Annotated in this window: 20 protein-coding genes; 8 read left to right on the top strand and 12 right to left on the bottom strand. The window is 65.0% G+C overall.

The genetic code is table 11. The annotated features are described in order from the left end of the window. Positions 1–49: 49 nt before the first annotated feature. The 7 genes from EZV60_RS15235 to EZV60_RS15205 all read right to left on the bottom strand — a co-directional run bounded on the left by EZV60_RS15235 (position 50) and on the right by EZV60_RS15205 (position 7832). Positions 50–1624 (bottom strand): ABC transporter substrate-binding protein, encoded by a 1575-nt coding sequence (locus EZV60_RS15235; protein WP_135506464.1) that lies wholly within the window; start codon positions 1622–1624, stop codon positions 50–52. 149 nt (positions 1625–1773) lie between these two features. Further along, complete coding sequence (gene mnhG, locus EZV60_RS15230) at positions 1774–2148, bottom strand: monovalent cation/H(+) antiporter subunit G (protein ID WP_135506463.1); 375 nt, start codon at positions 2146–2148, stop codon at positions 1774–1776. Then, entirely contained in the window at positions 2145–2432 is a 288-nt protein-coding gene (locus EZV60_RS15225) for a K+/H+ antiporter subunit F (protein WP_135506462.1), read from the bottom strand. The genes mnhG and EZV60_RS15225 overlap by 4 nt, the downstream gene beginning before the upstream one ends. Then, positions 2429–2929 (bottom strand): Na+/H+ antiporter subunit E, encoded by a 501-nt coding sequence (locus EZV60_RS15220; protein WP_135506461.1) that lies wholly within the window; start codon positions 2927–2929, stop codon positions 2429–2431. Before EZV60_RS15220 ends, EZV60_RS15225 begins: the two co-directional genes overlap by 4 nt. A 1-nt stretch (position 2930) precedes the next feature. Continuing rightward, entirely contained in the window at positions 2931–4601 is a 1671-nt protein-coding gene (locus EZV60_RS15215) for a monovalent cation/H+ antiporter subunit D (protein WP_135506460.1), read from the bottom strand. After that, positions 4598–4951, bottom strand: coding sequence for a Na+/H+ antiporter subunit C (locus EZV60_RS15210; protein WP_135506459.1), 354 nt, complete (start codon positions 4949–4951; stop codon positions 4598–4600). Before EZV60_RS15210 ends, EZV60_RS15215 begins: the two co-directional genes overlap by 4 nt. A 1-nt stretch (position 4952) precedes the next feature. Further along, a complete protein-coding gene (locus tag EZV60_RS15205) occupies positions 4953–7832 on the bottom strand; it encodes a monovalent cation/H+ antiporter subunit A (protein WP_135506458.1) in 2880 nt (959 codons plus the stop codon). 213 nt (positions 7833–8045) lie between these two features. Here EZV60_RS15205 and selD point away from each other — a divergent pair, with 213 nt between their 5' ends. Then, a complete protein-coding gene (gene selD, locus EZV60_RS15200; RefSeq protein ID WP_135506457.1) occupies positions 8046–10184 on the top strand; it encodes a selenide, water dikinase SelD in 2139 nt (712 codons plus the stop codon). Here selD and mnmH read toward each other — a convergent pair. The 5 genes from mnmH to EZV60_RS15175 form a co-directional block, all read right to left on the bottom strand. After that, positions 10145–11221 carry a tRNA 2-selenouridine(34) synthase MnmH gene (gene mnmH, locus EZV60_RS15195; protein ID WP_135506456.1) on the bottom strand — a complete coding sequence of 359 codons (1077 nt, stop codon included), beginning with the start codon at positions 11219–11221 and terminating at the stop codon, positions 10145–10147. The genes selD and mnmH overlap by 40 nt on opposite strands. A 140-nt stretch (positions 11222–11361) precedes the next feature. Further along, a complete protein-coding gene (locus EZV60_RS15190; RefSeq protein ID WP_135506455.1) occupies positions 11362–11967 on the bottom strand; it encodes an Isoquinoline 1-oxidoreductase subunit in 606 nt (201 codons plus the stop codon). A 4-nt stretch (positions 11968–11971) separates the two neighbouring features. After that, the gene (locus EZV60_RS15185; protein ID WP_135506454.1) at positions 11972–14152 is read right to left on the bottom strand and encodes a xanthine dehydrogenase family protein molybdopterin-binding subunit; all 2181 of its coding nucleotides are present in this window, start codon (positions 14150–14152) and stop codon (positions 11972–11974) included. A 4-nt stretch (positions 14153–14156) separates the two neighbouring features. After that, positions 14157–14615: a (2Fe-2S)-binding protein gene (locus tag EZV60_RS15180; protein WP_135506453.1), complete on the bottom strand. Its 459-nt coding sequence runs from the start codon at positions 14613–14615 to the stop codon at positions 14157–14159. 99 nt (positions 14616–14714) lie between these two features. Next, entirely contained in the window at positions 14715–15740 is a 1026-nt protein-coding gene (locus tag EZV60_RS15175; protein ID WP_135506452.1) for a LacI family DNA-binding transcriptional regulator, read from the bottom strand. A gap of 133 nt (positions 15741–15873) precedes the next feature. On the opposite strand from EZV60_RS15175, the gene EZV60_RS15170 reads away from it, so the two are divergent. The 7 genes from EZV60_RS15170 (at position 15874) to EZV60_RS15140 (ending at position 22233) form a co-directional block, all read left to right on the top strand. Next, positions 15874–16059, top strand: coding sequence for a hypothetical protein (locus EZV60_RS15170; protein ID WP_135506492.1), 186 nt, complete (start codon positions 15874–15876; stop codon positions 16057–16059). A gap of 21 nt (positions 16060–16080) precedes the next feature. Beyond that, positions 16081–17229, top strand: a complete 1149-nt coding sequence (locus EZV60_RS15165) for a TRAP transporter substrate-binding protein (RefSeq protein WP_135506451.1) — start codon at positions 16081–16083, stop codon at positions 17227–17229. 99 nt (positions 17230–17328) lie between these two features. Beyond that, complete coding sequence (locus tag EZV60_RS15160; protein ID WP_135506450.1) at positions 17329–17841, top strand: TRAP transporter small permease; 513 nt, start codon at positions 17329–17331, stop codon at positions 17839–17841. An 11-nt stretch (positions 17842–17852) separates the two neighbouring features. Continuing rightward, positions 17853–19181, top strand: coding sequence for a TRAP transporter large permease (locus EZV60_RS15155; RefSeq protein WP_135506449.1), 1329 nt, complete (start codon positions 17853–17855; stop codon positions 19179–19181). 13 nt (positions 19182–19194) lie between these two features. Beyond that, positions 19195–20502, top strand: coding sequence for a histidinol dehydrogenase (gene hisD / locus EZV60_RS15150; RefSeq protein ID WP_135506448.1), 1308 nt, complete (start codon positions 19195–19197; stop codon positions 20500–20502). Beyond that, positions 20495–21256, top strand: a complete 762-nt coding sequence (locus tag EZV60_RS15145) for an SDR family NAD(P)-dependent oxidoreductase (protein ID WP_135506447.1) — start codon at positions 20495–20497, stop codon at positions 21254–21256. The genes hisD and EZV60_RS15145 overlap by 8 nt, the downstream gene beginning before the upstream one ends. Continuing rightward, positions 21253–22233 (top strand): alcohol dehydrogenase catalytic domain-containing protein, encoded by a 981-nt coding sequence (locus tag EZV60_RS15140; RefSeq protein WP_135506446.1) that lies wholly within the window; start codon positions 21253–21255, stop codon positions 22231–22233. Before EZV60_RS15145 ends, EZV60_RS15140 begins: the two co-directional genes overlap by 4 nt. The last annotated feature ends 19 nt before the right edge of the window (positions 22234–22252 follow it).

The following is a 22252-nucleotide window of genomic DNA, read 5'->3' as shown; positions in this document are numbered from 1 at the left end:
CGCCGGGGCAGGGCGGAAAGGGGCGGCGCAACGGCCGCCCCTCAAGGTCTCAGTTCATGGTGAAGAATTTCATCTTCGGATCATCCTCGGGGCTGACCTCGATGCCGACCGCATCGGTCATCCCCCAGTTCAGCACCTGGTGGTGGATCGGCAGGTAAAGCTGCTCGTCCTGCACGACCTCCCAGATTTCGGCGATGGTGGCGTTGCGCTTGTCCAGATCGGTTTCAGACGCAAGGCTCACGATCTTGGCGTCCAAATCGGGGTTGGAATAGCCCGTGCCGTTCCAGCTTCCGCGCTCCTCACCACGGGTGTGAACGAGGAAGTTGAAGATGTATTCCGAATCGTAGGTCGGCACGCCCCAGCCCAGCATGTAGAAATCCGTCTCGCCGTTGGTGATGAGCGGGAAATGCTGCGCCTTCGGCTTGGCGTCGAGGTTCACGGTCACGCCGATCTGCGCCAGCATGCCGACAGCGGCCTGACAGATCGCTTCGTCATTGACGTAGCGGTCATTCGGACAATCAAGCTGGATCGAGAAGCCGTCGGCATAGCCCGCTTCCTCCATCAGCGCCTTGGCGGCCTCGATATCGGTGCTGGCCTGGTCCATCTCTTCGGACCAGCCGTTGACGAAGGGCGGCGCAATCATGCCGGCGGGCTGGCTCTGGCCACGCATCACGACCTGCCGGATGGCGTCGCGGTTGATGGCCATGGACATTGCCCGGCGCACGCGCACGTCCGACAGCGGGTTGGCGCCCTCGACATCGTCATTGGCAATGTCCTCGGCGCCCATGTTCATGCCGAAGAAAATCACCCGGTTCTGCGGCGCGGTCTTCACGACCAGGCCGTCGGTCTCGCCAACACGGCCCAAATCCTGCACCGGCACGTCCTGGATGAAATCCACCTCGCCCGACAGAAGGGCAGCAACGCGCGTCGCGGCGTTCTGGATCGGGGTGTAGATGATCTCGGTCACGTCCATCGGGAAGTCGTTCATGCCCCAGTAATTCTCGTTCTGTGTAAGAACGGTTTTCACGTCCGGCTCGCGGCTGACCAGCTTGAAGGCGCCGGTGCCGTTGGCATTGGTCGCGGCAAAGGTGGTCTCGCCGCCTTCCACATCCTGCACCTCGACCGCGTCATTGGCCTCGGCCCAACCCTTGTCCATCATGAAGAGGTTGGTGAGGTTCGCGGGCAGGATCGGGTTCGGCCCGTCGGTCACGAATTCAACGGTGTGATCGTCCACCGCGCGCACCTCGACGATGGAGTTCAAAAGCTCCTTCATGTTGGAATTCTCGGATTTCGCGCGGTTGATCGAAAAGATCACGTCCTCTGCCGTGAAATCCGCGCCGTCGTGGTATTTCACGCCCTGACGCAGGTTGAAGACCCAGATGTTCGGATCGTCTTCGCTCGGCGCCCAGTCGGTGGCCAGCGCCGCCTGCGGCGCGCCGGTCATGTCGCGGATAATCAGCGGTTCATAGATCTGGTGCGCCAGCGTGTGCGTCGGCCCCTCGTTCTGCGCATGCGGATCAAGCGTGAGCGAATCGCCCGCGCGCGCCCAGCGAAGCGTTTCGGCAGAGGCGCCCGCCGCTGTGGTCGCAAGCAAAGCCGCCGCAAGAACTAGTTTGCGTGTCATTAGGTTTCTCCCTGGTTTCATCCGGCCGATACTGGCCGGTTATAGGGCGGATGATAAAACACATGGCCCAAGGTGCAAGCGGCCATGCCGGTCAGGTGGCGCTGCCTTTGCGTCAGGCAGACGTCCCGCTCAATTTCGCGTCGCGCGGATCACGACCGCGTCTTGGCCCCGTTCGACTCGTCGGTGGGGGCATCCAGCGTCGACCAGGTATCGTCGCGCGGCGGCGCGGGCGGCGTTTCGCAGGACCGGCAGTGAAGATTCACCTTGGCGATGAAATTCGCCGAAATCGGCGCGGTCACGAACAGAAACGCCATGATCAACAGCTCATGGAAGGATCCGTGGCCGGTCTCGTAGGCGTGGATCATCGACCCAAGAAGAAGCGCGCCGATCCCGATCGTGCCGATCTTCGTGGGGGCGTGCATGCGGGTCATGGAATCGTTGAACCGCAAGAGACCGATCGCAGCGACAAGCGCGAACCCGGCCCCGATGATCAGGCAGGCGGCGGTGGCATAAGCGGCAATCATTCGATGATGTCCCCCCGCAAAATGAACCGCGCCAGCGCCACTGTGGACACAAAGCCCAGCATGGCGATGATCATCGCGGCCTCGAAATAGATCTGCGTGCCCTGGCTGATGCCCAGAAGAACGATCAGGCCGATGGCGTTCACCACCATCGTGTCGAGCGCGAGGATCCGGTCGCCGGTATCGGGGCCGATCACCAGCCGGATCATCGCCATGACTTGCGACACTGAAAGCGCCGCGAAGGCGATGATCACCGAGACATGGACGATATCAAGCTCTCCGTTCATGAGAAAATCTCCTTCAATCGCGCCTCGTAGCGGGCCTTGATCTGGTCGCGCACCTCATCGGGGTCGTCGGTGTCCAGCGCGTGCACAAGCAGGCTGTGCCCCTCGTTCGAGAGGTCCGCCGACACCGTGCCAGGGGTCAGCGTGATCGTCCCCGCGAGAATCGTGATCGCCTCGGGATGACGCAGCTCAAGCGGCACGACGACCCATTTCGGACGCAGCTTGGCATTGGGCCGCGTCAGCACGATCCACGCCACTTCGATATTGGCGACGATGATGTCCCACATCACGATCAGCGTGTAGATGATGAACTTGCCAAGCCGAAGTCCTTTCGGACGGTCAGGCCACCAGACGGCGGTGATCAGCGGAATGATGATGCCAAGGATCAGGCCGAAGACCACCATGCCCGCGCTGACGTTGTTCTGCAGGATGACCCACACCACGGTCAGCAACAGCGTCAGGAACGGGTGCGGCAAAAGACGGTTGAAAAACCCGGTCATCTCAATGCGCCTCCTCTGACTTGGCGTCGCCGTCTGTCTCGGCACCATAGGCCGCGTCCCCGGATTTTGCGCCCTCGGCCTTTTCCCCTTCGGCCTTGTCGTCATAGCCTTTTGGCTTGCTCAGCTTGCCGGGGGTTTCGGTCACGGTGGTGATGTAGGGCACCGGCTGGAACAGTTGCTGGGACATCGCAGTCATGTAGCCATGTACCTGGCCTGCAAAGACCGTCAGCAGAACAGTCAGCGACAAAAGCCCCCCCACCGCGACAAAGGACAGCGATGATGGGGCAGGGGCCTCTTTCACGGGTTTCGCGGCATTGCCGGCCTCAGGCTCCGGGGGCGGATCCACCGGCACGCTTTTCGCCTTCCAGAAAACCGTGCTGCCAGCCCGGGCAAAGCCCACCACGGCGATAAGGCTGGTGGACAGGACGATGGCCCAGGTCCAGACCATCAGCGGCGTGGTATAGGCCGCGTCAAGGATAAGCAGCTTGCCCACGAAGCCCGAAAGCGGCGGCAGACCCGCCATGGCGATCGCCGCCACGAAGAACATGCCCGACACCAAAGCGGCCCCCGGGATCATCGGCAAGGCCTTGAGCCGCAGATTGGCGCGGCCCGCTCCCACCAGATCCACGATCAGGAAAAGCGCGGCGGCGGCCAGCGTCGAGTGAAGGATATAGTAGAGCGCGGCAGCGATGCTTTCCTGCGTGAACATAGAGATCGACACCATCACCATACCCATCGATCCGATCACCGCAAAGGCCACCAGCCGGTCCAGCTTGCGCGCGGCCAGCACACCTACCATACCGAGCGCCAGAGAGATCAGCGCAGCGGGCAGCAACCACAGACCGTGCAGTCCCGCCGTCACCTCCAGATCGGGCGGGAAGATCATCGTGTAGACCCGGATGATCGCATAGGCGCCCACCTTGGTCATGATCGCGAAGAGCGCGGCAACCGGCGGCGGCGCCTCGGCATAGCTCGACGGCAACCAGAAATGCAGCGGCACCACCGCCGCCTTGATCGCAAAGACCAGAAGCAACAACACCGACGCCACGCGGATGCCGACGCTGTCGGCGGGGTCGATCAGCGTCACGCGCTCGGCCAGATCGGCCATGTTGAGCGTGCCCGTTTCGGCATAGATCGATCCGAGCGCAAAGAGAAAGAGGGTCGAGCCCAGAAGGTTGAAAAGCACATATTGCACGCCCGCGCGCAACCGCGCCGTACCCCCTGCATGGATCATCAGCCCGTAAGAGGCGATTAGCAAAACCTCGAAGAACACGAAAAGGTTAAAGAGGTCGCCGGTCAGGAATGCCCCCATGATCCCCATCAGCTGGAACTGGAAAAGGGCGTGGAAATGCCGTCCGCGCTCGTCCCATTTCGATCCAATGGCGTAAAGCATCACGAAGAGCGCCAGCACGGCGGTTAGCAGCACCATCAGCGTCGAAAGCCGGTCGCCCACGACCACGATGCCAAAGGGCGCGGCCCAGTCGCTGAGCTGATAAAGCGTCACGGTGCCATCGGCGGCCTGCACGAACAGCCCCAGCGCAATGGCGATCTGCGCAAGGATCCCGGCGATCGAGATCGTCCTCTGGATCGAAATGTGATAGCGCGCGCCCAGCACGATGAAGGGCGCCAGCATGGACGGAAGAACGACCGGGGCGATGATCCAGTGCATCATGCCGCATCCTCCTTCTGTCCGTCGTCGTCCTTGGGATCGTCCACGTGATCGTCATCCGCCCCCAGATAGGCGCCAAGCGCGATCATCACGATCACTGCTGTCATGCCGAACGAGATCACGATCGCCGTCAGCACAAGCGCCTGCGGCAACGGGTCGGTATAGGTCTCGACTCCTTTGACGAGGATCGGCGGCGCCCCGATGGTCAGACGCCCCGAGGCGAAAAGAAACACGTTCACCGCATAGGTCAGCAGCGACATGCCAAGGATCACCGGGAAGGTGCGCAGGCGCAGTACAAGATAAAGTCCGGCGGCGGTCATGATGCCGATGGCGGAGGCCACGAGAAATTCCATGTTACTGCCCTCCCTGCGCGACGGGATCTTTGGGATCGGGCGGATCGTCCCGTGACGGATCGATATCCATCGCGTGCTCGGTATCCGGCACATGCGCGCGCCGCGCGAGGCGCGAGAAGCTTTCCAGCGACAGCATCACCGCGCCCACCACCGCAAGGAATACACCCAGATCGAAAAGCGCCGCCGTCGCCAGTTCGAATTCCTGGAAGGGCGGGATACGCACATAGGTGAAATCAGAGGTCAGGAACGGCTTGCCCACGAACCACGACCCGATGCCGGTCAATCCCGCGATGAGGACGCCCGCGCCGATGATTCCGTGATAGGGATAGCGCAGCCGCGCCGAAGCCCAGCCAAAGCCGCTGGCCATGTATTGCATCACCACGCCGATGCTGACCACAAGGCCCGCGATAAACCCGCCGCCGGGCTCATTATGGCCGCGCAGGAAGATGTAGAAGCCCACCATCATCACCACCGGCATCAATACCCGCGTCAGCACCACCATCATCGTCGGATGCATGTCGCCCGCGCGCGGCTGATCGGGCTTGCGGTTCAGCAGCCGCGCCCGCGTCGGCCCGTTCAAAAGCGTTTCGGTCAGGGCATAGATCAGAAGCGCCGCAATCCCCAGCACGATGATCTCGCCAAACGTGTCAAAGCCACGAAAATCGACGAGGATCACGTTCACCACATTGGTGCCGCCGCCGCCTTTGTAGGAATTGGCGAGATGGAACTCGGAAATCGGCTGCGCCACGCTTTCGCGCAGAAGGTAATGCATCGCCAGCGCTGTTGTGGCGAGACCGCCCGCCACCGCGATCGCACCGTCGCGCGTGCGGCGCAGCACGGTGCTTTCGATCGGCGTGCGGTTGGGCAGGAAATTGAGCGCCAGCAGCATCAGAATGATCGTCACCACCTCGACGGTGATCTGCGTCATCGCGAGGTCCGGCGCGCTGAAGAAGATAAAGCCGACGGACACCATCAGGCCCACGATCCCGATCAGGATCAGAGACAGCAGACGATTGCGGTGCAGGAAAACCATCGCAAGCGCGGCGGCGACCAGCATCGCCCAGCCCGCGACCGCCACCTCGGTCACCGGTTGCATGGCGCGCACGGCCTCGCCGATGGTGCCGGTCGAATAGGCGTGCAGCGCGGCAGCCACCACGGTCACCGCCATGATCGCACCATAGCGGGTAAAGGCCCCGTCATGCAGCGGCGCGATGACCGCGCGCGCCAGCCGGACCACGGCGGCGATCAGCCCCTCGAAGATCTCTTTTGCCTCCGGGCGCGGGGCAGTATCCCAAGCGCGCAGAAGCGGTTTGAACAGCGCCAGCAGGATCAGGCCGCCGATCACGGCGATGATCGACATAAAGAGCGCCGGCACAAGGCCATGCCAGATCTTGATATACTTGACGTCAAGCTTTTCCACCCCGCCGATCACCGACTTGGCCACGAGAAACACGAAATCCTGTACCAGGAACGGCGCCACGCCGATCACGATCACAGGGATCATCAACAGTGCAGGCGGCAGCCACATGCCCGCTGGCGGATCGTGCGGCTTGTGGGGATAGTCGTCGCGCACCGGGCCAAGGAAGGTATGGCCGATCAGGCGGAAACAATAGGCCGCCGAAAAGACCGAGCCGAAGGTCGCCAGCGCCGGCACCAGCCACCAGGTGCCGAAAAGCACCGTGTGCGTGGCCTCCTCCAGCATCATTTCCTTGGACAGGAAGCCGTTGAAGAACGGAATGCCCGCCATTGACAGCGATGCCAGCGTCGCAATCACGAAGGTGATCGGCATCAGCGTGCGCAGGCCCCCCAGCCGCCGGATGTCGCGCGTATGCGCTTCGTGGTCGATGATGCCCGCCGACATAAAGAGCGCGGCCTTGAACGTCGCGTGGTTGAGGATGTGAAAGACCGCCGCCATCGCGCCAAAGGCCGTCCCGGTGCCCAGAAGCATCGTGATCAGGCCCAGATGCGACACCGTCGAAAAGGCCAGCAGCGCTTTCAGGTCATGCTTGAAAAGCGCGATGATCGCGCCCAGCACCATCGTGATCAGACCCGCCGTGGTGACGATCACGAACCATTCCGGCGTGCCCGACAGCACCGGCCACATGCGCGCCATCAGGAAAATGCCCGCCTTCACCATTGTGGCGGAGTGCAGATAGGCCGACACGGGCGTCGGCGCGGCCATCGCGTGCGGCAGCCAGAAATGGAACGGGAACTGCGCCGATTTGGTGAAACAGCCCAGAAGGATCAGGATCAGCGCCGGCACGTAAAGTGGATCGGCCTGGATCAGCTCGCGGTTCTGCAGGATCACGCTCAGGTCATAGCTGCCGACGATCTGACCAAGGATGAGCATGCCGCCGATCATCGCGAGGCCCCCCATTCCGGTTACGGCCAGCGCCATGCGCGCGCCCTGCCGGCCTTCGGGCAGATGCTTCCAATACCCGATCAGCAGGAAGGACGAGAGCGAGGTCAACTCCCAGAAAATCAGCAATAGCAAGATGTTATCGCTCAGGACGATCCCCACCATCGCGCCTTGGAACAAGAGCAGATAGGTGAAAAACTCACCCATATTGTCCTCGCGGCTAAGGTAAAGCCGCGCATAGGCGATGATCAGAAGGCCGATGCCGAGGATGAGCATGGCAAAGAAAAAGCCCAACCCATCGAGCATCAGCGTCACGTTGAGGCCCAAGAGCGGGATCCACTCGAACCCGGTCGTCACCACCTCCCCGGCCAGAACCGCCGGCAGGTTCGTCAGCAATCCGATGAAGGCCGCCAGCGTCACCATGAAGGTCACGCCGGAGCAGGTTTGTCGTCCAGCGGAAATCATGACACCGGGCAGAAGCGCCCCAAGGAATGGCAAGGCGACGATCAGAAAGAGCGACACGACAACTCCTGAATTTGGGTCAACATGTTTTCCGTAACGACCTAGCTAGCACAGCGCGGCGATCAAGAAAAACCGATTCCGGGGCTGGTATACCAGATTCCTTCGGTCCGCACCGGAAAATCGGGCAGCGGACCTGACCCGATCGTGAGCGTCCTTGCGCTTGGCCTCCTCTCCGCGCGGTGCTACTCGAAAAGGCGAAAGGCAGGCCGCGATATGCAAGATCAGCCCCACCCCTTTTCCCGCGATCTGGTTTTTGTCGGCGGCGGGCATACCCATGCGCTCGTCCTTCGGTCGTGGGCGATGAATCCGCTGCCGGGCGTGCGCGTGACGCTGATCAACCCGGGTCCCGTGGCGGCCTATTCGGGGATGCTGCCGGGCCATATCGCCGGGCATTACACCCGCGATCAGCTCGACATCGACCTCGTGCGGCTCTGCCGCCGTGCCGGGGCGCGTCTCATCATGGCGCCCGCAACCGGGATCGATGCCGAAGCCAGACTGATCAAGGTCGAAGGCTGGCCCGACGTCGCCTACGACGTCGCCTCGGTCGATGTGGGCATCACCAGCGCGATGCCCGATCTGCCGGGCTTTTCCAAACATGGTATGCCGGCCAAGCCGCTTGGCCCCTTCGCCTCGCGCTGGGCCGCCTTCCGCAAGGGCAGCGGCCCGGCCCGCGTCGCGGTGATCGGCGGCGGCGTCGCCGGCGCGGAACTGGCGATGGCGATGGCCCACGCCCTGCGGACCGACGGGCGCATGGCCGAGATCACGCTGCTTGACCGGGGCCGGGCGCTCGACATGTTGGGACCCGTGGCACAGACCCGACTGCGGGATGCGCTTCACGACCTGCGCGTAACAGTCCGGGACAACGCCACGCCCACGCGGATCACGGCCCATGCCGTCGAACTTCAAGGTGGCGAAAAGATCGAGGCCGACTTCATTACGGGCGCGGCGGGCGCGCGCCCGCATGCGTGGCTGGCGCAATCCACGCTGGCCGATGAACGGGGCTTCATCCCCGTCGATAGCCGGCTGCGCAGTCGCGTCGGGACGGTCTATGCCGTGGGTGATTGCGCCCACATGACCGACGCGCCGCGCCCCAAGGCCGGGGTTTTTGCGGTCCGGCAGGCCCCTGTCCTGTTCGACAACCTGCGCGCGGCCCTCTCCGGCGCGGGCGCGCAAAAGCCCTATCGCCCGCAGCGCGATTATCTCAAGCTGATCTCGCTAGGCGAGAAATCCGCCATGGCCGAGCGCAATGGCCACGTTCTCTCCGGACCGCTTCTCTGGCGCTGGAAAGACTGGATCGATCGCCGCTTCATGCAGAAGTTCGAAACGCCCGATCCCGCACTGCCCCCAGCGCTGCCATGGCCCCGCGCCGCGGGCCTGTCCGAGACGGTCGGCGCGAAGCCGATGTGTGGTGGCTGCGGCTCCAAGGTCGGGGCAGGGGCCTTGCGGGACGCGCTTTCGGTTCTGCCGGGCGACGCGCCGACGGACGACGCCGCGATCCTGACGACCGGCGACGCGCGGCAGGTGATCAGCACCGATCACCTGCGCGCCATGGTCACCGATCCGGTGATGATGGCCCGTATCGCCGCCGTCCACGCGCTGGGCGATATCTGGGCGATGGGGGCCACGCCGCAGGCGGCGCTCGACTCGATCATCCTGCCTCGCCAGTCGCCCGACCTCGCCGCGCGCAGCCTGCGCGAAATCACGCAGGCCGCTTCAGAAATCCTGGACGAGGCCGGCGCGCGCCTCGTCGGCGGGCACAGCACGCTTGGTCCTGAACTCACGATCGGTTTCACGGTAACCGGGCTTTGCGAGCGCGCGCCGATCACCCAAGACGGCGCACAGCCGGGCGATGCGCTTATCCTGACAAAACCTCTGGGCAGCGGGGTTCTCATGGCCGCGGACATGGCCGGGCAGGCGCGTGGCGCCGACGTGGCCGCCGCCCTTTCTGTCATGGCTCAGCCGCAGGGTGCGGCGGCAGAGCTGTTGAAGGAGGCCCACGCGATGACCGATGTGACCGGCTTTGGCCTTGCCGGTCATCTGCAGGCAATCTGCGCGGCCTCCGGTGTCGGCGCCGACCTCGATCTCAAGAGCATCCCCCTGATGCAGGGCGCGCTTGAGCTTGCGCGCGACGGTGTCCGCTCCACCCTCTATCCCCAGAACAAGGCCGCCTTTCCCCATATCCCCGAGGACCCGCGCACCGATCTGCTTTTCGATCCCCAGACCGGCGGCGGGCTTCTGGCCTGCGTGGGCAAAGGCGCGAAAACCTGTGTGAAAAAACTCCGCGCTCAGGGGATCGAGGCGGCCATCATCGGTCAGATCACCGACCGCGCAGGCGTGCTGGATATCTCCTGAACCGCCGCCGCGATCCGCGCTGCCGCCGCCTCCAGCGCGGGGTCGTCCAGCGCCGGCACCGAAATCGTCCGCGCCACACGCGGCGTCAGCGGCCCGCTCGATTTCTCGTAGGCCGGATCGTAGTGATCCGCGGCCAGGCTTCGGCATAGCGTCACCATCTCGCCCGCGTCGATCAGGTCGTTCCACCCGTCGATCAACGCGTGCCCGCGGTGCCGCCGCAACGGGTGCAGCTTTTCCTTCAGCCGCGCCCGGTCGGCCAGCACATCCGCATAGACTTCGGATAGATACCGCGCCCGGGCCTCCAGCGGCGCCTTAACCTGGATCACAGGCGCGTCTTTCATCGCCGCCCAAAGCGACGGCGGCAGGGTAATATCCCCGATAGTGCTGCTTTCGGCCTCGACCAGCACCGGTCGCGCAGGATCAAGCCCCTGCAGTTCCATCGCCAGCGCGGTCTCAAATGCCTTCTGGCTTGGCTGCGGCTCGGCCAGATCTCCGAGGATCGACCCGCGATGGCGCGCCAGCCCTTCGAGGTCGAGCATCTGCACCCCGTGATGCGCCACCCGCGCCAGAAGCTCGGTCTTGGCGGTGCCGGTATAGCCTGCCAGCTGGATCACCGGCACCGGCCAGGGCGCGTCGTAAAGCGTACGCACCACCAGGCGCCGGTAGGATTTGTATCCGCCCGAAAGGACCTGCGCGCGCCACCCGATCTCTTTGAGCATCCAGGTGAACGCGCCGGATCGTTGCCCGCCCCGCCAGCAATAGACCAGCGGGCGCCAGCCCCCGTCATGCGTGGCCAGCCGCGTCTCCACGTGATGCGCGGCGTTGCGGAACACCAGCGCCGCGCCGATCTTGCGCGCCAGAAACGGTGATTGCTGCTTGTAGATCGTGCCAACCCTAGCGCGCTCCTCGTTGTCGAGCACGGGCAGGTTGATCGCACCGGGCAGGTGATCCTCGGCATATTCCGCCGGGCTGCGCACGTCGATGATCGTGTCTGCGTCCAGCGTAACCAGATCCGCAAGAGAGGTGAGTTTCAGCATGACCGGGGACATAGCCCGGCAAGGCCGGGCAGGGAAGGGGGCGCGGGTGGCCACGTGCCACCCGCAAGGCATTTAGGGGTGGGCAGTGTAAGCCCACTCCCACAAGGCCGCGCTGAAGCACGGCCTACGGCACGGGGGCGTCAGGCCTCGGGGCAGGCCGCCCCTGTGTCGATCCATGCCTTCGTCAGAGCGCCGAAAACCTCTTGCGTGCCGGGTGCAGGCTCGCGCCCGGCACCGGGATTCCAGCCCCAGCCGACCAGCCCGTCCTCGGCATTATGCGTGTGAAGCTCCGCAAGCGACCTGCCGCCATTGCGCTCTTCGTCCTTGAGCTGCGCGCAGATCTCGGCGGCGCTCTTGCCGACCCAGCCCATGCTCAGCGGCGCAAGATGCCACGGCTCATGACCGGGGATCGACCCTTTGGGCCCGGCATAGGCGACATTTTCGGCCCCGTGGCAGGTGCTGCAACGCATGCCCGGCCGGCCGAATCCGTTGGCGCCGCGCACGACCGGAGGCTGGTGCGCCGCCAGATTGCCCTGCAACGGCGCGTCGCCCACCGGATGACAATTGAGACAGCGCGGATGCTCGATCACCAGCAGCATCTCCTCGAAAAGCGCCACCGACCGCTCGGTATCATCGGCGATGGTGTCGAAGGCGTCCGGCGTGCGCAGGCCCTCGACGGTCTCGGCGCTGGCCATTGGCGCGGCGAGCGCGGCCACGAGAAAGGGCAAGGTCAGATGTTTCCACATAGTCCTATGCCTCCGTCGCGCGGGTGAACGGCAGTTGCGTGACCGTCTGGCCGGTCAACGCCCGCCACGCGTTTGCCACTGCCGGTCCGATGGGCGGTGTGCCCGGTTCGCCCACGCCGGTGGGATCGGCGCTGCTGTCGATGATCTCGACAAGCACCTCGGGCATCTCGTTGATGCGCAGCATGCGGTAGGTGTCGAAATTCTTCTGCTGCACCGTGCCGCCCTCGCCCAGCGTCACCTCGTCGAACAGGACAGAGCCGAGACCGAAGCCAATCCCGCCTTCGATCTGCGCGCGCACCACGTTGGGATTCACCGCAACGCCGCAATCGATGGCGCACCACACGCGATGCACCTTGGGCATGCCGTCCACGTCAGAGACCTCGGCGATCTGCGCCACGTAAGAACGGAAGCTTTCGTGCAACGCCACGCCATAGGCCTTGCCGCCCTTGACCGGCTCGCCGTCCCAGCCGGCCATCTCGGCAACCTTTTCCAGCACCGCGCGGTCGCGGCCCGCGTCGTCCTTGAGCAGCTCCAGCCGCCCCGCGACCGGGTCCTTGCCCGCGGCCTCCAGCACCATGTCGAGGAAAACCTCGGTAGCATAGGCGGTGTGCGTATGCCCGACCGAGCGCCACCAGAGCACGCTGACGGGCGATTCTGCCTGCACCCAGCCCACGCGCGCATTGGCGAAGTCATAGGGCATCTTCGTCGAGCCCTCGAGCGAGGTGGGGTCGATCCCGTCCTGCATCATGCTAGCCATCGGTCCTCCGGCCATGATCGACTGATTCACGATCACGTTTTCCCAACCGACGAGGCCGCCGCTCTCATCCAGACCCGCACGCAGCTTGTGCACGGTCAGCGGGCGGTAATACCCGGCGGTCATGTCGTCTTCACGGGTGTAGATCAGCTTCCACGCGCCGGTGCCGCCGGCGGCCTTGGCGATCTCGGCCAGTTCGGCGGCGAAATGGGCCGTGTCCTGTGCGCGACGCCCGAAACTGCCGCCGGCAAGCATCACGTTCATTTTCACCGTCGCCGGATCGACGCCCAGCGTCTGCGCGATGGTGGGCACGTCGAGCGACGGAAATTGCGAGCCGACCCAGGCCTCGACGCCATCCTCGGTCACCTCGATCACGCCATCGAGCGGTTCCATCGCGGCATGGGCGAGATAGGGAAATCGGAACTCCGCCTCAAGCACCTGCGCCGCGCCCGCGATCGGGCCTGCGCCGTCACCGATCACTTCGGCATCGAGCCCGCCATCCTCGGCGGCGCGGCTGAAGGCGTCATAAATCTCGTCCGAACTGCGCGTTTCGGCGGTGCTGTCGTCCCATTCGATCTCAAGCGCCTCACGGCCCTTGATCGCGGCGGCGGTCGACCGGGCATAAACCGCGATCCCCTGCGGGATTTGACGTATGGCGGTGACGCCGGGCACGTCCTTCGCCGCGCTGTCGTCGTAAGAGGCGACAGTGGCGCCGATCTTGTCGGGTCGCGCCAGCACCACGGTTTCCATTCCCTCGCGATAGACATCCATGGAAAAAACGGCCTGACCGGTCGATTTCGCCCGACTGTCAAGCTTTGGCACATCCGTGCCGATCAGGGTGAAGGCGCTGGGATCTTTCAGCGTGGGCTCCTCCGGCGGACTCATCTGCGCCGCTTTCTCGGCAAAGGCGCCAAAGCCCGAGGACTTGCCGCTTGGGTGGCTCATCATGCCTTTCTCGACGTTGATCTCTCCGGCTGGCACGCCCCACTCGGCGGCGGCGGCCTCGACCAGCATGGCGCGCGCGGCGGCCCCGGCGCGGCGCATCTGGGTGTAGGAGTTGGCGATCGCAGTTGATCCGCCCGTGCCCTGCAGGCCAAAGGCGAGGTTCTTGTAAAGCTCGTTGTCGAAGGGCGCGCTTTCCGCGCGCATCTGGCTCCAGTCGGCGTCCAGTTCCTCGGCCACCAGCGTCGACAGGCCGGTATAGGGGCCTTGGCCGAACTCGATATGCTTGACCAGCACCGTCACCGTATCATCGGGCGCGATGCGCACAAAGGCGTTGGGGGCGAAACTGCCGGTTTCGCCGGGCGTGGCGTTGCCGCCCATCGCGGCCTCGGCGCCCGATTGCGCGCGGCCCTTCAGGGGCAGTGTGACACCGATGACCAGACCAGCGGAAGAGGCCAGAAAGTTGCGGCGGGAAAATGTCTTGGTCATGGTCTCAGCCCTCCAGCTTGTCGGCAGCGTCGTGAATGGCCTTGCGGATGCGCACATAGGTGGCGCAGCGGCAGATATTCCCGGCCATCGCGTTGTCGATGTCTTCGTCGGTGGGCTTGGGCATCTCTCGCAGAAGGGCTGTCGCGCTCATCACTTGGCCAGACTGGCACCAGCCGCATTGCGGCACGTCGATCCCCGTCCAGGCGTCCTGCACGGCTTTTGCCTCGTCGCCCTCCAGCCCCTCGATCGTCTCGACGCTGCTGCCCTCGACCGCGGAAACCGGCGTCACGCAGGACCGGCGGGTCATGCCGTTCAGCATCACGGTGCAGGCGCCGCATTGCGCGATACCACAGCCGAATTTCGTTCCGGTCATCTTCAACTCGTCGCGCAGCACCCACAGCAGGGGGGTATCTTCGGCCACGTCGACAGAGACCTTTTTGCCATTGAGGTCGAAGGAAATCATCGCAAGGCTCCACTGTTTGGGCAGGTATCACAACCCAACGTAGTGCCGATCCGACGCATTCCCAGAAAATCCTTGGTGCCGCCCTGCGCTGCGCGACGCTTAGCCGATCGCAGGGTCGGGCGGGCAGAGAGAGCCGCGCAGGCGCAGGTCCGTGGCAAGCGTCTCCGAGCGTCCCTGGCTCTTGCCCTCGACCATGTCGATCAGCTCGCGCGCGGCCTTGCGGCCCATATCCCGGTGTGGAACATGCACGGTGGTCAGGGCGGGCGACACGATCCGCGCCAGCTCGATATCGTCGAAGCCGGTGATCGACACTTCGCGCGGAACATCCAGGCCGATGTCCTGCGCCCGGCGGAGCGCGCCCGCGCCAAGCACGTCATTTCCGCAAAGAACCGCCGTCGGGCGCAGGGGCAGGGCCATCAGATCCTCGAAAGCCTGCGCGCCATGCTCGATCTCATAGGGCGTTTCGACCACTGGCATCGCGGCCAGGCCGGCCTCGTCCACGGCGTCGCGAAACCCCTCGACCCGAAGCCGCGCGCGGTCATTGCCTGCCTGCACGCCTGAAATCATCGCCAGCCGCCTGTGCCCCTGTGCAATCACCTCGCGCGTAAGCGCGCGCATCGCGGCGCGGTTGTCGAACCCGATCGAGGTCAGCCGCGCCCCGGCATCGTGCGACCAAGCCACAAGCGCCGGTACGCTTTGACGTTCAAGATAGTCATAGACCGTCCCGGGCCGTTCGTGCCCGATCAGCAAAAGACCGTCCGCCCCGCGCGACACCAAGGCACGAATCTGCTCCGCCTCGACCTCGGGGCGATAGGCCGAACTCGCCACCAAAAGGGTATAGCCGCGCCGGTGCAGCTCTTCCTGAAAGGCCTGAAGACCGCGCGCGAAGATGGCATTTTCCATCGTCGGAATGATCGCGCCGATGGTAAAGGTGCGTTTCGCGGCCATCACCCGCGCGGCGAAATTAGGCGTGTATCCTAGCGCCTCGACCGACTTCAGAACGCGCTCGCGGGTCTCCTCGACCACGCGGTCGGGACTGTTGAGACAGCGCGACACCGTGGCCGTCGATACGCCGGCCCGACGTGCCACATCGTCAAGCGTGGGTCCGGATCTCATGCGTCCCATCGGTCATCTCCCCTCCGCCAGCGGCGGGCATCCGGCTGCGGGCGGGGGGCCTCGGGCCGGATCACGGCGCTTGCCAGACGATCATGTAAGCGCTTACATTGATCTGGCAAGCGATTCTTTCAGGGGCATCCGCATGTTTCTCGCCGGTTCCGCCATCGTCTTCGTGATCTACTTCGCCAATGTCGCGCTGGGCGCGTTCGCGGGGGCGGCGTTCCTTGGGGATGTGGGCGAAATGCTGGTACTGTTCGCGGCATCGATCCTGTTTGTCGTGGCAATTCTGAAAAAAGAGGCTGACCGAAAAAACAAGAACGGCGGCTGAAGGTCTTTAGGGAGGAAAAAGATGGATAAGTATGACGAGGAGCTGGCCTCAGCCGAGCGCCGGAATTTCCTGAAACTGTCGGCCACGGGCGCGTTCACCGCCGCGATGGTCGCGGGCGCCGGCGGCGTGCTCTGGTCGAGCCCGGCCGCGGCGCAAACCGCCAACGAAGAGCGCGACCGCGAGAAGGCGGCCGATCACGTGATGACTGTGGCCACGGCCTATGTGCTGGGCGCCTCGCGCAGCTACCCGATCATGCAGCTTGACCTGAAGGAAAACATCCAGAACGCCACCAACGGCAAGGTCTATGTGAAGCTCGCCCCGGGCGGCCAGCTTGGCGCGGGGGGTAGCCTCGTGCAGAAGGTGCAGGGCGGTACGATCCAGGCGGCGCAGCATTCGCTGTCCAACTTCGCGCCCTTCGCGTCCACCGTCGACCTGATCAACATGCCCTATCTCTGCGGCTCCAACCAGCGCTTCACAAACCTCGTGAATTCCGACTACTGGAAGGCCGAGGTGCACCCCAAGGTCGAGGCCAACGGATTCAAGGCGCTCTTTTACGTCAACATCGACCCGCGCGTGATCGCTGTGCGCAAGGGGGGCGCGGGCGCGGTCATCAGCCCCGCGGATCTGTCGGGAATCAAATTCCGCGTGCCGGGCTCCAAGATGCTGCAGCAGTATTACCGCATGGTCGGCGCCAACCCCACGCCGGTCGCATGGGGCGAGACGCCGTCAGCGATCAAGCAGGGCGTGGCTGACGCGCTCGATCCTTCGGTGGGCGCGCTCTACGTCTTCGGCTTCAAGGACATCCTCAGCCACGTGACCTTCACCCAGGCCGTGCCGGACAGCCAGGTTTATTCGTGCAACCTTGAGTGGTTCAACTCCATGCCCGGCGACGTGCAGGAAGGCATCATGTGGGCGGCCGAAATGACCGCGCACCAGAACCTCGCCAAGGTGCCGTCCGCCCGCGCCTACGCCATGGCCGAGCTGCGCAAGGCCGGTGTCGCCTTCCATTCGCTGACCGACGACCAGTTGGCCGAGTGGAAAGAGGCAGGCGGCTACCAGCGGTCCGAATGGGACGAGTTCAAGACCGAGCTCGCGGGCTCCATGGACGCCTTCGCCAAGCTGGAAGAGGCCGCAAGCACGCAGGGCAAATACTACGTCCACGACGCCTGACCGGGCTGGCGCGGCGGAGGATCTGCCGCGCCGTCCTCTGGCCCAAGGCCCCGGCGCCCCAGCGCCGGGTTGATCCCGCCAAAAACCGGATGCACGCCCATGTCCACGCTGCGCCTCATCGACCGCGACGCCGAACGCTGGCTCCTGCTCGTCTTCTACGTGATGCTCGTTATCACCATGGCGATCGAGGTGCTCCGGCGCGAGATCTTCTCGTATTCCTCGATCTGGGGCGAAGAGATCGTGCGCTATTCCTTCATCTATCTCGCCTGGATCGGCGCGGCGGCGGCGGTCAAGGAACGCGCGCATATCCGCATCGACGTGATCATGCATTACCTCGGACCGCGCACCAAGGCGCTGATCTATATCCTGGGCGATCTGGTGATGTTCGTGGTGGCCATCATCGCGCTCTACTGGTCGTTCGAATCCGTGCATGTCTCGGCCAAGTTCGGCTCGGTCACCGACGGGCTGCGCATTTCCAAGGTCTGGTTCCTGATGGCCCTGCCGGTGGGCTTCTCGCTCATGATCTGGCGCCTGTGCCAGTCGTTCTGGCGCGATTTCCAATCCCTTCGGTACGGCACGCCCGTGTTCGAGGGCGACAAGCTCTTTGACTGAAGGCTAGGCCCATGCTCTGGAACACGATGAACCAAACGGTCGAGCTCGGCTGGGATTTCTACCTTCCGGTGATCCTCTTCGTGGCGCTGATCGCACTCGCGGTGCCGGTCTGGGCGGCCATCGGCTCGGCGGCGATCCTCATGCTGATGATGTCTGGCGACCTGCCGCTCAGCCTCGTGGGCGAAAGCCTTTTTGCCGGGATCGACGCCTTCGCGCTCACCGCCGTGCCGCTTTTCATCCTCACCGGCGACGTGCTGGTCCGAACCGGGCTGTCCCGAAAATTCCTCGACGTGGCCGAGGCGCTGACCTGTTTCGCCAAGGGCGGATTTGGGTCGGCCACAGTGCTGGTCTGCGGCATGTTCGCCGCGATCTCGGGCTCTGACGCGGCGGGCGCCGCTGCCGTGGGCCGGATGACCATCGACCGGCTGGTCGAGTCGGGCTATCCGCGCCCCTATGCCTGCGCGCTGGTGGCGGCGGGCGCCTGTACCGGCATCCTGATCCCGCCCTCCATTGCCTATATCATCATCGGCCTCGTGCTGGGCATCTCCGCCTCAACGCTCTTTCTCGCGGCCCTGATCCCGGGTCTGGCGATCCTCGTGTCGATCCTTGTCACCAACATCATCATGAACCGCCTTTACGCCTATGAGGGCGGCGGCAACATGTCCTTTGGCGAATGGCTCGGCAATCTGGGGCGCGCGCTGCGCTCGGGCTGGTATGCCTTCATCGTGCCCGGCATCATCTTCTACGGCATCTTCTCGGGCCGCCTGACGCCGACCGAGGCGGGTGCGACCGCCGTTGTGGTGACCATCATCATGGGCTTCATCCTGCGCACGCTCACCTTCGCGGATTTCCCCGCCATGCTGGTCAGCTCCGCCAAGGTCAACGGTGTTATCCTGCCCATCATCGCCTTCTCCGCCCCGCTGGCCGAGGCGTTGGCGATCATGGGCGTGCCGCAGGGCTTCGTCACCGCCGTCACCGGCCTCACGGACGAGCCTTGGGTGCTCATCCTTTTGATGATCGGCATCCTGATCGCCGCCGGCTGCGTGATGGAAACGACGCCGAATATCGTGATCCTCGCGCCGATCCTGAAACCCTTGGCTGACAATATCGGCATGAACGAGATCCAGTTCTGCATCATGATGATCACCGCGCTGGGCGTGGGCTTCATCACGCCGCCGCTTGGGCTTAATCTCTTCGTGGTGTCGGGCATCACCGGCGAGTCGATCCTCAAGATCGCCGCGCGGGCCGTGCCCTTCGTCCTGTGCATGCTGGTGGTGGTGCTCTTCATCGCCTATGTGCCCGCCCTGTCGACGACGCTTCTTCCGGAAATCTACAAGTAGGACCCCGCCCGCCATGACGCGCGAATACCTCAAGAAAGCCACCCTGACCGCGAAATCCGACGCTTCGGAAGTGCATGAAACGGTCAAGTCCATCCTCGCCGATATCGAGGCGGGCGGAGACGACAAGGCACTCGAATACGCCGCGCGCTTCGACGGCTACGAGGGGGCGATCCTTCTGAACGACGACGACATCGCGGCGGCCTGCGCGCAGGTGCCGGACAAGCTCAAGGCCGATATCGATTTCGCACACGACAACGTGCGCCGCTTTGCCGAAACGCAGAAGGCCACCGTGTCGGACGTGCAGCTCGAGATCGTCCCGGGCCTCATTGCCGGGCAAAAGGCGATCCCGGTGGATGCGGTGGGCTGCTACGTGCCCGGCGGGCGCTACAGCCACGTGGCCAGCGCGATCATGACCGTGACCACCGCCAAGGTCGCGGGCTGCCGGCATATCACCGCCTGCTCGCCACCGCGCCCGGGCGTTGGCATCGCGCCCGCCATCGTCTACGCCGCACAGCGCGCCGGGGCCGACAAGATCCTCGCGATGGGCGGCGTGCAGGGCATCGCGTCGATGACCTTCGGCCTCTTTGGCCTGCCGCGCGCCAACATTCTCGTGGGCCCAGGAAACCAGTTTGTGGCCGAGGCCAAGCGCATCCTCTACGGCCGCGTCGGCATCGACATGATCGCCGGCCCCACCGACAGCCTCATTCTCGCCGATGGCGGCGCCGATCCCGAGATCGTGGCGACCGATCTCGTCAGCCAGGCCGAGCATGGCTACAATTCGCCGGTCTGGCTTGTTACCGACAACCGGTCGCTGGCCGAAGAGGTCATGACGCTGGTCCCGGCGCTCATCGACGACCTCCCCGAGGTAAACCGCGACAACGCCTTCGCCGCCTGGCGCGACTATGCCGAGGTGATCCTCTGCGCCGACCGCGAAGAGATGGCCGCCACCTCGGACGCCTACGCGCCCGAGCACCTGACCGTGCAGGCCGCCGATCTCGACTGGTGGCTCGATCGTCTCACCTGCTATGGCTCGCTTTTCCTGGGCGAGGAAACCACCGTGTCCTACGGCGACAAGGCGGCGGGCACCAACCACGTGCTGCCCACTTCCGGCGCCGCGAGCTATACCGGCGGGCTCAGCGTGCACAAATACATGAAGATCGTCACCTGGCAGCGCGCCACCCGCGAAGGGTCCAAACCCGTGGCGCAGGCCACCGCGCGCATTGCGCGGCTCGAAGGCATGGAAGGCCACGCGCGCGCCGCCGACGTGCGCCTCGCCAAGTATTTCCCGGGCGAGAATTTCGATCTCAGCGCCGATGGCTGATCCCGCCGGCCTGTTCGACCTGACAGGCCGCGTCGCCTGCATAACCGGGGCCAGTTCCGGCCTTGGCCAACACGCCGCCCGGGTTCTGGCCGGGGCAGGGGCCAGGGTGGTGATCCTCGCCCGCCGCGCCGCGCCGCTCGAGGCGCTCGCGGCCGAGATCGGCCCGGCCGCGGCAAGCCTGCCGGCCGACCTCTCCAACCGCGACGCGATCCCCGATCTCGTCCGCTCCATCTCCGCGCCCTTCGGCGCACCCGATATCGTGGTCCACGCCGCCGGCCTCAACACGCGTGAGCCTGCCGATGACGTCACGCCAGAGGGCTGGGACGCCACTCTTGCCCTCAACCTCACCGCGCCCTTCTTTCTGTCGCAGGCCCTCGTGCCGGCCATGAAAGACAAGGCATGGGGCCGCATCGTCAATTTCGCCTCGCTGCAGACCACCCGCGCCTTCCCGGGCGGGATCGCCTATGGCGCCGCCAAGGCGGGGGTGGCCCAGCTGACCCGCGCCATGGCCGAGGCATGGTCGCGCAGCGGCATCACCGCCAACGCCATCGGTCCCGGCTTTTTTCCGACCGAACTGACCGAGTCGGTCTTTTCCGACCCCGAGCGCGCCGCGCGCAACGCGGCGCAAACCTGCATCGGGCGGAACGGCGAGATGGCCGATCTCGACGGCCCGCTGCTCTTTCTGTGCTCCGAGGCGTCGGCTTACGTCACCGGGCAGGTCCTCATGGTCGACGGAGGGTTCACCGCGAAATGAAGGCGCTCGTTTTTGAGGACATCGAAACCCTCGCCCTGCGCGACTGGCCAGATCCCACGCCAGCCGAAGGCGAGCACCTCATCCGGATCGAGGCGGTGGGCATTTGCGGCTCCGACATGCATGCCTATCTCGGCCACGACGCCCGCCGCCCCGCGCCGCTCATTCTCGGGCACGAGGCCGCCGGCACCATCCAGGGCGGCGCGCGCGACGGCGAACGTGTCACGATCAACCCGCTCGTCACCTGTGGCGCCTGTCACGCCTGCGCCTCGGGGCGCGAAAATATCTGCCCGAACCGCCAGATCATCTCGATGCCCCCGCGCGAAGGCGCCTTCGCGCAATTCGTCACCATGCCCGCGCAAAACCTCGTCACCGTGCCGGACCACGTCCCCCTGAGCCAGGCCGCACTGGCCGAGCCTCTGGCGGTCAGCTGGCACGCCGTCCGGTTGGCGCTTGCCCGTCTGGGTGACTGGCCGGCCCCGCGTGCGCTGGTGCTCGGCGGCGGCGCCATCGGCCTTGCCGCCGCGCTCGCTCTCAAGGCCATGGGCGTGAAGGACGTGACCGTGGCCGAGCCCAACGACGCCCGCCGCGCCTATCTGTCCGAAGTCTGCGCGCTGCCCTGTGTGGCCGCGCCGCAGGGCAGCTTCCCGGTGGTGATCGACGCGGTCGGCTTCGGGACCACCCGCGCCACCGCCTCAAGCCTGGTCGCGCCGGGCGGCGTGATCGCCCATGTTGGGCTGGGTCAGGACGAGGGCGGGCTCGACATCCGCCGCATGACTCTTCAGGAAATCACGTTCCTGGGCTGTTACACCTACACCGCACAAGATTTCCGCGACACCGCGCAGGCGATTTTCGACGGTCGCCTTGGCCCGCTCGACTGGGCCGAAACGCGGCCCCTGGGGCAGGGCGCGGCGGCCTTCGCCGATTTGCGCGGCGGCCGCGTCGCCGCACCCAAACTCATCCTCGATCCCTGGGCCTGACCGGCCCGGCCCGCTTCAC

Origin of the sequence: Roseovarius aestuariivivens (genome assembly GCF_004761875.1) — a bacterium.
Classification (GTDB): Bacteria; Pseudomonadota; Alphaproteobacteria; order Rhodobacterales; family Rhodobacteraceae; genus Roseovarius; species Roseovarius aestuariivivens.
Note: the sequence above shows the minus strand (reverse complement) of the source record. Positions and strands in the feature narration are given on the sequence as shown.